Source organism: Yoonia sp. (assembly GCF_036007805.1).
Taxonomy (GTDB): Bacteria; Pseudomonadota; Alphaproteobacteria; order Rhodobacterales; family Rhodobacteraceae; genus Yoonia.
In genome coordinates, this window is sequence record NZ_DASYOK010000261.1 from 1 (window position 1) to 9,530 (window position 9,530).

Annotated in this window: 14 protein-coding genes and 1 pseudogene; all 15 read left to right on the plus strand. The window is 58.2% G+C overall.

What is annotated here, in order from left to right; translation table 11 throughout:
• The first annotated feature begins 61 nt into the window (after positions 1–61).
• Positions 62–391, plus strand: a complete 330-nt coding sequence (locus VGP75_RS14150; RefSeq protein ID WP_327544282.1) for a hypothetical protein — start codon at positions 62–64, stop codon at positions 389–391.
• Between the two features lie 41 nt (positions 392–432).
• Positions 433–2,073: a terminase large subunit gene (locus VGP75_RS14155; RefSeq protein WP_327544283.1), complete on the plus strand. Its 1,641-nt coding sequence runs from the start codon at positions 433–435 to the stop codon at positions 2,071–2,073.
• 11 nt (positions 2,074–2,084) lie between these two features.
• Positions 2,085–3,302: a phage portal protein gene (locus VGP75_RS14160; RefSeq protein ID WP_327544284.1), complete on the plus strand. Its 1,218-nt coding sequence runs from the start codon at positions 2,085–2,087 to the stop codon at positions 3,300–3,302.
• The gene (locus VGP75_RS14165) at positions 3,280–4,107 is read left to right on the plus strand and encodes a head maturation protease, ClpP-related (protein WP_327544285.1); all 828 of its coding nucleotides are present in this window, start codon (positions 3,280–3,282) and stop codon (positions 4,105–4,107) included. Before VGP75_RS14160 ends, VGP75_RS14165 begins: the two co-directional genes overlap by 23 nt.
• Positions 4,108–4,117: 10 nt before the next feature.
• A complete protein-coding gene (locus VGP75_RS14170; protein WP_327544286.1) occupies positions 4,118–5,347 on the plus strand; it encodes a phage major capsid protein in 1,230 nt (409 codons plus the stop codon).
• A 57-nt stretch (positions 5,348–5,404) separates the two neighbouring features.
• Positions 5,405–5,554 (plus strand): hypothetical protein, encoded by a 150-nt coding sequence (locus tag VGP75_RS14175; RefSeq protein ID WP_327544287.1) that lies wholly within the window; start codon positions 5,405–5,407, stop codon positions 5,552–5,554.
• Complete coding sequence (locus VGP75_RS14180) at positions 5,551–6,057, plus strand: head-tail connector protein (RefSeq protein WP_327544288.1); 507 nt, start codon at positions 5,551–5,553, stop codon at positions 6,055–6,057. The genes VGP75_RS14175 and VGP75_RS14180 overlap by 4 nt, the downstream gene beginning before the upstream one ends.
• 11 nt (positions 6,058–6,068) lie before the next feature.
• Positions 6,069–6,386 carry a head-tail adaptor protein gene (locus tag VGP75_RS14185; protein ID WP_327544289.1) on the plus strand — a complete coding sequence of 106 codons (318 nt, stop codon included), beginning with the start codon at positions 6,069–6,071 and terminating at the stop codon, positions 6,384–6,386.
• A complete protein-coding gene (locus VGP75_RS14190) occupies positions 6,379–6,825 on the plus strand; it encodes an HK97-gp10 family putative phage morphogenesis protein (RefSeq protein ID WP_327544290.1) in 447 nt (148 codons plus the stop codon). Before VGP75_RS14185 ends, VGP75_RS14190 begins: the two co-directional genes overlap by 8 nt.
• A 105-nt stretch (positions 6,826–6,930) precedes the next feature.
• Entirely contained in the window at positions 6,931–7,482 is a 552-nt protein-coding gene (locus VGP75_RS14195; RefSeq protein ID WP_327544291.1) for an HNH endonuclease signature motif containing protein, read from the plus strand.
• Positions 7,483–7,502: 20 nt separating this feature from the next.
• Positions 7,503–7,889, plus strand: a complete 387-nt coding sequence (gene gp17, locus VGP75_RS14200; RefSeq protein ID WP_327544292.1) for a DUF3168 domain-containing protein — start codon at positions 7,503–7,505, stop codon at positions 7,887–7,889.
• A 12-nt stretch (positions 7,890–7,901) separates the two neighbouring features.
• Positions 7,902–8,342 carry a phage tail protein gene (locus tag VGP75_RS14205; RefSeq protein ID WP_327544293.1) on the plus strand — a complete coding sequence of 147 codons (441 nt, stop codon included), beginning with the start codon at positions 7,902–7,904 and terminating at the stop codon, positions 8,340–8,342.
• 41 nt (positions 8,343–8,383) lie between these two features.
• The gene (locus tag VGP75_RS14210) at positions 8,384–8,680 is read left to right on the plus strand and encodes a hypothetical protein (protein ID WP_327544294.1); all 297 of its coding nucleotides are present in this window, start codon (positions 8,384–8,386) and stop codon (positions 8,678–8,680) included.
• 92 nt (positions 8,681–8,772) lie between these two features.
• Positions 8,773–8,997 carry a hypothetical protein gene (locus VGP75_RS14215; protein ID WP_327544295.1) on the plus strand — a complete coding sequence of 75 codons (225 nt, stop codon included), beginning with the start codon at positions 8,773–8,775 and terminating at the stop codon, positions 8,995–8,997.
• A pseudogene (locus VGP75_RS14220) lies at positions 8,994–9,530 on the plus strand (hypothetical protein); the annotation flags it as partial. The gene VGP75_RS14215 and the pseudogene VGP75_RS14220, both read left to right, overlap by 4 nt.

The window sequence follows — 9,530 nt, forward strand, 5'->3', positions numbered from 1 at the left end:
CTCATGCGGAGATTTTTTCCCGTCCGTTTGAATTTATCAAACCTAAATTAAAGGAAATCAAATGGCACGAGGCGGCTCAAGACCGGGCGCTGGCCGTCCGCGCAAGGGCGAGATCGCAGCGCCAAAAACACAGGCCGAGGCAGAGCGTCCAAGCGTAAAGCTGAACGGACTTAGCCCGCTGGAATACATGATCCAAGTGATGAACGACGGAAAGGCGGACGATGGGCGGCGCGACCGGATGGCCGTTGCCGCTGCGCCGTTTGTGCATATGAAGCCAGCCGAAGCGGCCCTTGGCAAGAAGGAACAAAAGCAAGCTGCTGCGGATCGGGCTGCGTCTGGTGGCAAGTTTGCCCCGCCGTCAGCGCCCAAGCTGGTCGTGTCGAATAAATGATGCCTGAGTGGTCCACCGCCTGCCCTGATTGGCAGCGGCGAGTGGTTGCAAAGGAAACCCTGATCCCATTCCCGCCGTTGTATCCGGCTGAGGCCAGCGCGGCGCTTGAGGTTTTCAAGTCACTGCGGATTGTGGACGCGGCGGGAAGCCCTACTTTTGGCGAGGCCTGCGAACAGTGGGTGTTCGATTTTGTTGCTGCGATCTTTGGCGCTTATGACCCTGAAAGCGGCAAGCGTTTGATCCGTGAATTTTTCCTGCTGATTTCTAAGAAGAACAGCAAGTCAACTATTGCGGCGGGCATCATGGTCACGGCGCTGCTGCGAAACTGGCGCATGTCGGCAGAACTGCTGATCCTTGCGCCCACAATTGAGGTTGCGAATAACAGCTACAAGCCAGCGGCTGACATGGTGCGGGCAGACCCTGACCTAGAAGAACTTCTACACGTGCAAGATCACGTCCGAACCATCACGCACAAGACCACAGGCGCGGCGTTGAAAGTGGTCGCGGCTGACAGCGACACGGTTAGCGGCAAGAAAGCAGCGTTTGTTCTGGTGGATGAGCTTTGGGTGTTCGGGTCTAAACCAAAAGCTGACGCAATGCTGCGCGAGGCGACAGGCGGCTTGGTTTCGCGCCCAGAGGGGTTTGTTATCTCGCTTTCGACGCAAAGCGACACGCCCCCGACTGGCGTGTTCAAGGCGAAGCTAGATTACTTTCGTAATGTTCGCGACGGCAAGATCAAAGACAGCAAGTCGTTGGGCGTGATTTATGAGTTTCCGCCAAAGATGGTTGAGGCTGCTGAGTATCTGGACCCTGCGAACTTCTACATTACCAACCCAAACATTCCGCATTCCGTCCAGCAGGAATGGCTAGAGGATGAGCTTCGCAAGGAAATGGCTGGCGACGGTGATACGCGCCGCACCTTTCTTGCCAAACACTTGAATGTTGAGATTGGCATGAGCCTGCGTGGCAACCGTTGGTCCGGCGCTGATTTCTGGGAGGGCAGGGGCGACAAGGCGCTAACGCTTGAATACGTTTTGGAGCAAAGCGAAATTGCGGTTGTGGGAGTTGATGGCGGCGGCTTGGATGACTTATTTGGCCTGTCGGTAATTGGCCGTCAGAAGGTGACGCGCGACTGGTTGGCGTGGTCTCATGCGTGGTGTCACAAGGGCGTTCTAGAGCGGCGAAAATCCATTGATGCACGGCTTAGAGATTTTGCGGCTCAAGGCGAGCTTACGATAGTTGATGATGAACTAGGCGACATTTCCGGCATCATCGAAATAGTTAGCGAAGTCAAAGAGCGTGGCTTGCTAGCCTCTGTTGCGGTTGATCCTGCGGGGCTTGGTGAGCTTATCGAGGCGCTGGCAGAAATCGACGTGACGCAAGAGGCTGGTTTGCTGATCGGCGCGCCGCAGGGTTACGCGATGATGAACGCGATCAAGACAGCAGAGCGCAAGCTTGCAAACGGTACATTGCGACATTCGGGTTCTGCGCTGATGGCGTGGGCAGTCGGAAATATAAAGATAGAACCAACGGCAACGGCGATACGGGCGACAAAGCAAAACGCCGGGGACGCAAAGATTGACCCTGTGATGGCGTTATTCGACGCCGTGACAGTCATGAGCCGCAATCCAGAAGCAAAAGGGCCAAGCGTCTACGAGACGCGCGGCGTCCTAGTATTTTAAGGCGGGCTTGAATGGGCATTCTGAACTGGTTCCCGTTCTCGCGGGGCGATAAAAACCCGCAGGCGTCAACCGCCCTACAATCGCCCGCGTTTTATGAGTTTGTGCGGCAGGGCGATGTTGAGGACTCGGTAGAGGCGGCGTTGAATAACGATGCTGTTTTGCGGGCGTGTGACCTGATCGGCGGCACTATTGCAATGCTGCCCCTGACGATGATGCAGCGGGACGAGGCGACGGGCGAAATTCGGGAGGCGCTGGATCATCCGCTTTACGGCTTGCTGCGCTATCAGCCTAACCCGTGGCAAACAGCGCACGAGTTCAAGCAGTTGATGCAGGGCTGGCTTTTGCTGCACGGCAACGCTTACGCGCAGATCGTGCGGACGCTGGGGCGGGTTTCGGCGCTAATCCCGCTAGACCCGATGCGGGTTTCGATTGAGACGGATGGAGGGCTGTTTCCGGTTCGCTACCAGATCCTGAACACCAAGTCGCAGTCTATGATTTTGGAGCCGCGCGATGTTTTGCACCTTCGCGGGTTCTCGGTTGATACGGATAAGGGCGTATCTCGGATCAAGAAGGCGGGCGAGGTCATCAAGACAGCGCGGCAGCAGATGGAAGCGGCCAACAGCATTTACCGCAATGGCGTAATTTCAGGCGTGGCGTTGATCCATCCCGGCCAGTTGGGGGCAGACGCTGCGGCAAGGCTCAAGGCGACCTTTGACGCGGGCTATGCTGGCGCGGGAAATGCGGGCAAGACCATCGTGCTTGAAGAGGGCATGACGCGGGATTTTCCGCCAGCAACGGCACAGAATGCACAGATTGCAGAAACGCGCCCGCAGCTTACGGAAGCAATCGGGCGGATATTCGGGGTTCCGCGCCCGCTGATGCAAATGGACGACACGTCCTGGGGGTCGGGTATTGAGCAACTGGCGATGTTGTTTGTCCGGTTTGGTTTAGCCCCTTGGTTCTCGGTTTGGGAACAGGGCATCACGCGGGCTTTGCAGCCGGTATCTGAGCGCGGCGTGATCTATCCCGATTTTGACGAGCGGGAATTGCTGCGCGGCACGATGAAGGACCAAGCGGAGTTCTTGGCAAAGGCGCTAGGCGCTGGTGGGCATCGCCCGTGGATGGAAGCAAACGAGGCGCGCGACCACGTTGGTTTGGGTCAACACCCAGACGGCGGCGGGCTTATCGCAGCAGGAGAGACCAGAAATGACACTTCGCAAACTGCCTGAAGCTAAAGCCTTTGCGCGCCCGCAGTCTTATCAGTTTGACGCGCCTGCGGATGCTCTGGACAAGTGGCACCCGCGCGCGGCTGAGGCTGATGGCAATACTATCTCGGTGTATGATGTAATCGGTGAAGACCCTTTCGGCGGCGGTGGCATTACAGCGCGCCGGATTGCTGGTGCGCTGCGGGCTATTGGCCGGAAGCCTGTGACGGTCAACGTCAACAGCCCTGGCGGCGATATGTTCGAGGGCTTGGCAATCTACAACCTTTTGCGGGAACACCCTGCGGAGGTCACTGTGCGCGTGATGGGGCTTGCGGCATCGGCGGCTTCGGTAATCGCAATGGCAGCGGACCGAATTGAAATGGGCCTTGGCTCTATGCTGATGATTCATAACTCTTGGGGGCTTGTGATGGGCAACCAGAACGACATGCGGGAAGCGGCTGATACGTTCGCGGAGTTTGATGCGGCGATGGCTGATATTTACGCAGCGCGGACAGGCCAGAAGCCCGAAGACATTGCGGAAATGATGAACGCGGAAACATGGCTTCGCGCAGAGCGGGCGATTGAAACAGGTTTCGCGGACGCGACCTTTGAGGTTCCCGCATATGACGACAAGGAGGGCGAAGGCGGCAAGATGAAGGCCCGCGCCCGATTGGATGCAACCTTGGCGAAGTCTGGAATGCCGCGTGTCGAGCGGCGTCAACTTCTCAAGGAAGCGGCTGGTACGCCTAGCGCTACCGGGACAGCCACGCCTAGCGCTGGCTTTGATGCAGACGCGATGACGCGACTGATTGAAACCCTCAAAGCCTAGGAGAAAACCAATGGCTAATCTGAAAACACCCGCTCGCGGGATCATGTTCGCACGTGCGGACGCAAGCAACCCTAACGAAATTCTGGGCCAACTGCAAAACGCTTTCGCCTCTTTCAAGGAAGCCCATGCAGAGCAGATCAAGGGCGTGAACGCCAAGTTTGATGACGTGGTGACGCGCGACAAGCTGGAAAAGGTCAACGCGACCGTGGGTGAGTTGCAGGCCGCGCTTGATGAAACCAACGCCAAGCTGGCAGTCGCCGCAAGCTATGGTGCAGACGCCAGCCGCATGAAAGACCCTGAGTATACGCAGGCTTTCGCCAAGCACATGACCAAGGGCGACGTGCAGGCATCGCTGAACAAAGGCGCTGACGCTGAAGGCGGCTTTGTTGCGCCCGTTGAATGGGACCGCACAATCACAGCAAAGCTGATTGAAGTCTCGCCCATGCGCCAGATTGCCAGTGTGCAGACGATCAGCACAACCGGCTTCACCAAGCTGTTCAACCTGCGCGGCACCGCGTCCGGCTGGGTTGGCGAAACCGCTGCGCGTCCTGAAACAACATCGCCTACTTTCGGTTCGCTGGCCTATCGTGTTGGCGAAATCTACGCCAATCCGAGCGCAACGCAGCAGCTTCTGGATGACGCTCTTGTCAACCTTGAGGCGTGGCTTGCTGGCGAAGTGCAGACCGAGTTTGCGTTTCAGGAAAACGTGGCGTTCGTTTCTGGCACTGGGGCAAACAACCGCCCTAATGGCCTGCTGACCTACATCACGGGCGGCACCAACGCAGCCGCGCATCCGTTCGGCGCAATCCTTGCGACAAACTCCGGTGCTGCCGCCGCGCTGACCACGGACGGCATCTTGAGACTTGTCGGAGAGTTGCCATCTGCGTTCACGGCCAACGCGCGCTTTGTTATGAACCGCAACACTAGGACTGCGGTGCAGCTTCTTAAGGACGGCGATGGGAACTACATCTGGCAGCCATCCTATCAGGCTGGTGCACCTGCGACCTTGGCGGGCTACGCAATGACCGAAGTTCCGGCGATGCCGGATATTGCGGCAGGCTCCAAACCTATCGTTTTCGGTGATTTTGCACAGGGCTATCTGGTTGTGGATAGCGTCGGCACCCGTGTGCTGCGCGACCCCTACTCGGCCAAGCCTTACGTGCAGTTCTACACCACAAAGCGCGTCGGCGGCGGTTTGCTCAACCCCGAAGCGCTCAAGGCGATGAACATCGCAGCTTAATCGGCTTTTTGAGGGGCAGGGCGACTTGCCCCTTTTCTGAGCCGATAGGAGAACACCATGAAATTCATCAAACCATTCTACGGCGTGAAGGCTGGCGAGATTTATCCGCACCAGTTTAAGGCCGGTGACGATTGCCCGCCTGAACTGGAAGCGGCGGCAAAATCTGTCGGCGCGCTTGAGGCCGAAAAGCCCAAGGCTAAGAAATGATACCGATCCTTGTCACGGCCCCTGTGTTGCCTGTCGTGTCGCTTATTGACATGCGCGAACATCTGCGCGTGACGGCTGCGGATGATGACGCGCAGATCGAGGCGATTGAACAGGCAGCGGTGGGGCATCTGGACGGCTGGCGCGGTGTGCTTGGCCGTTGCATCATGCCCCAGACATGGCGGCAGGATTTCAGCGGCTGGGGCAAGCTGCGGATTGCGCTGCCGGATGCGTCTAGCGTTGTCGTGACCTACAAGGACGCGGCGGGCGTATTTCAGCCCGCTACAGAGGCAGAGTTGGGCGTTGATGCGCTTGGCCCCTTTGTTGAGACTGACGGCCCTGACGCGGACGTTGTGCGGGTGCAATACACTTGCGCCATGCCTGTGGAACAACTGCCAGCGGTCAGGATGGCAGTGAAACTGTTTGCCGAGCATCTGCATGACGGGTCTGAACTGTCCCCGGCGTTTGATGCGCTAGTGGCTGCGATGCGTTGGCGGTCCGTATGAAGGCGCGGCGGTTGGATCGTCAAATTCAGGTGCAGCGGGCGGCGCTGGTGGATGACGGGTTTGCCAAAACCGAGGCTTTTGCAAATCACGGCGCGCCGCTCTGGTGCGAAAAGACGGACGTGTCAGACGGCGAAAAGGCCCGCGCTGGTGCTGTTGAGGCTAACTTGATGAGCCGCTTTAAGGTGCGTTACAGCGCCTTCTCTGCGGACCTTAGCCCCAAGGATCGGCTGGTATTTGAGGGCGTAACCTTCGGAATTAACGGCGTCAAGGAACTTGGTGGGCGGCGCGAATGGCTGGAAATCAGCGCGACGGCCCGCGCCGATGGCTGACCTAAAGCTGCAAGGCTTTGCGGGTCTCGACAAGGCGCTTGAAGAACTAAGCAAGGCGGCTGGCAAGGGCGTGTTGCGGCGGTCGCTGAAAAAGGCGGCAGAGCCGATGGCGGAACTGGCAAGGTCAATGGCCCCAGTGGGCGACACAGGCAACCTTGCGGATTCTGTTGCATACGGCACCAAACTTACAAAGCGGCAGGCGGCACTTCACCGCAAGATGTTTCGCGACGACAAGGCCAGCGTTGAGGGCTTTGTTGGGGCCAATGACCCAGCAGCGGTGCAGATGGAATTTGGCAACATTAACCACGGGCCTCAGCCATTCATGCGCCCCGCCTTTGACCAAGACGCGATGCCTCTGCTGGACCGCCTTGGCAAAGAACTGGCCCTTGAGGTCGAGAAGTCAGTGACGCGGGCCAGACGCAAGGCCGCGAGGGGCTAAAAATCCTTGTGATTCAAAGGCTTTTCGGTTATAAAGATTAGGCGGGAAAGGTGCTTCAACACCGAACCCGCCCTAACCAAATCGAACCGTGAAGGGGTCCGAATAATGGCTAACAAAGCCCTACCTTGCCCGACCGTATTACGTCAACTGCTTCGGTATGAGCCGCAGACTGGAAAGCTGTTTTGGAAGCCCCGCAATCGCGTATGGTTTGATGATCTACGTGCCTTTCGGGTTTGGAATACCAGATACGCAGGCAAAGAAGCGTTTACGTCAAAGAGTCAGGGATATTTTCAGACGAACATGCGCGGATGCGTTTTGCGCGCACATCAAGTCATTTGGAGCATTGTCAACGGGGCAAAGCCGACGGGTGAGATAGACCATATCAACGGCATCCGGCTAGACAACCGGCTGCATAATCTGCGCGACGTAAGCCGCGCAGAAAACACGAGAAACAAGAAAATAGTTACGAACAACACAAGCGGGGTCACAGGCGTAGGCTGGATGCGATCGCATAAAAAATGGCGCGCCACTATAAACCATAAAGGGCGGACCAAGCACTTAGGTCTGTTTGATAGTTTTGAGGACGCTGTGGCGGTTAGACTGGCTGCTGAGGTTGAATATGGGTTTCACCCTAACCATGGGCGCGCGGCTGTCTAATCCCTAGATAGGGAAAAACTATGGAAGAAGAAATTAGGGCCTTGCTGCTTTCGCGCAGCGAGGTCACTGCCATTTGTGGCAACCGTATAGACTTTGGGGCAAATGCTCAGGGGGCGTCCTTCCCGCGTGTGGTTCTTTGGACTATTGGCGACGCGGAGGGTCATAACCTTAGCGGTCCAGATGGGCACTCGATTGGGCGCATTCAAATCGACAACTACGCGTTGACATACGGGCAGTCAAAACAGCTTTCCCGCGCCGTGCGATCCGTTCTGGACGGTCACAGCGGCGGCGGGTTTCAGGGCGTTTTTCTGGCAGGAAGCCGGGACACGCGAGAGGGCGGGACTAACGAGGCTGACAGGCCGTTCCGAGTCTCTCTCGACTTTATCACTCACTTCAACCCAACCTAAACGGAGGCTTACATGAGCCAGCAAATTATCGCCTATGGAGCCACCGTAGAGCGCAGCCTTGACGGCACCACCTACACTGAGATCCCCGAAGCCAAGGGCGTTGCCGTGCCTATCGTTGAGACTGACTTTCTCGACGCAACATCGCTGGACAGCCCCAACGGCTTTCGCGAATATGTGAAGGGCTTGAAGGACGCGGGCGTTATCAGCGTTCCTTGCGGCTATACCGCTGACGGCTACGAGCAGCAGCTTGCGGATCAGGCCAGCAGCACCCCCGCTTATTACCGCACGACGATGAAGGCGGCACCGGGTCAAGCAACCGGCGATGTGTTTGAGTTTCGCGGCTTCCCGACACCGCAGCTTGAGGCTGGCGACGTTGGCGACCTTGTTGGCATGACGATCAGCATCCGCACCACTGGCGATGTGACCTGGACCAAAGGGACCGCAGCGGCATGATCGGCACGGTCGAGTTTGAACTGAGAGGGAAGGCGTACACCATGCGCCTTTCCACGAACGCGCAGGTTCGCTATCAGCGCGCGGCTGGCGAGACGTTCCTTGAGGGGATCGGCGCGGTGCAGGACAACCCGTCCGACACCGAGCGTTTGCGCCGCCTGATCTGGGCCAGCATGTCGCACGTTGACGGTCTGACAGAGGATGCGGCGGGTGACATTATGGATGACCTCGGCATTGAGGAATCCATTACCAAGCTAGGCGAGGCAGTCACGGCGGCTTATCCCAAGGCAGCATCGGAAGCTGAGGGAAACGCGCCACGGGCAAAGAAAAGCCCGAAGTAAGCAACCCTATCGAAGACATGCTAGGACAGTGGTGCGCTGCTGGCCTGCCATACGCTGACTTTTGGCCGCTGTGTTTTTCGGAAATCATCACGGTGCTGGATGGCGAATATAAGCGGCGGACGCGCGAACACGACGACGCGCGGGCGCGCAACTACGAACTCGCCGGATTGATAAGCTTCGCGCACCACGACCCGAAGAAAATGCCGAAGTTTCAGGCGACGGGCGCGGCGGCGCAGGAACAATCAGATGCCGTCAATCAGGAGCGTGTGCGCGGCTATCTGATTAGCTTGGCGCTTTCATCGCAGGGGTCAAAATGAGCAAATCGGTCATCGGCGCATTGCGCGTGAATCTGGGCCTCGACTCGGCGCAATTTGAGAAGGGCGCGAAGCGGTCACAGAACACGCTTGCGGCCATGCGAAAGCAGTTTCTTGTCGTGGCTGGCGCTGCGGCAGCGATGGGTGCGGCGTTGTCTACGGCGGCACTCAAGGGCGCGCAGGACATTGACCGGGCTGCGAAGGCTGCGCGGCGGCTGGATAGCAGCGTGGGCGGCTTTCGGGCGCTGGAACTGGCCGCTGGCGAGGCGGGCGTGTCTATGTCTGTGCTTGCGGATTCCGTGCAAACGATGGACCGCGAAATTGCCAAGGGCAGCAAGGGCGCGGGCGAGGCTCTTGAGCGGCTTGGCCTGACAGCGCGGAGCCTTGAGGGGCTAGACGCTGACCAGAAGATTGCCACGATTGCCGACGCCATTCAGGACATGGGCCTGACCACGGCTGACGCGTCGGTTGTGTTGCAGCAGCTTGGGGTCCGTAACCGCGAGATGGTTTTGGCGGTCACGTCCGGCGGCGCTGCG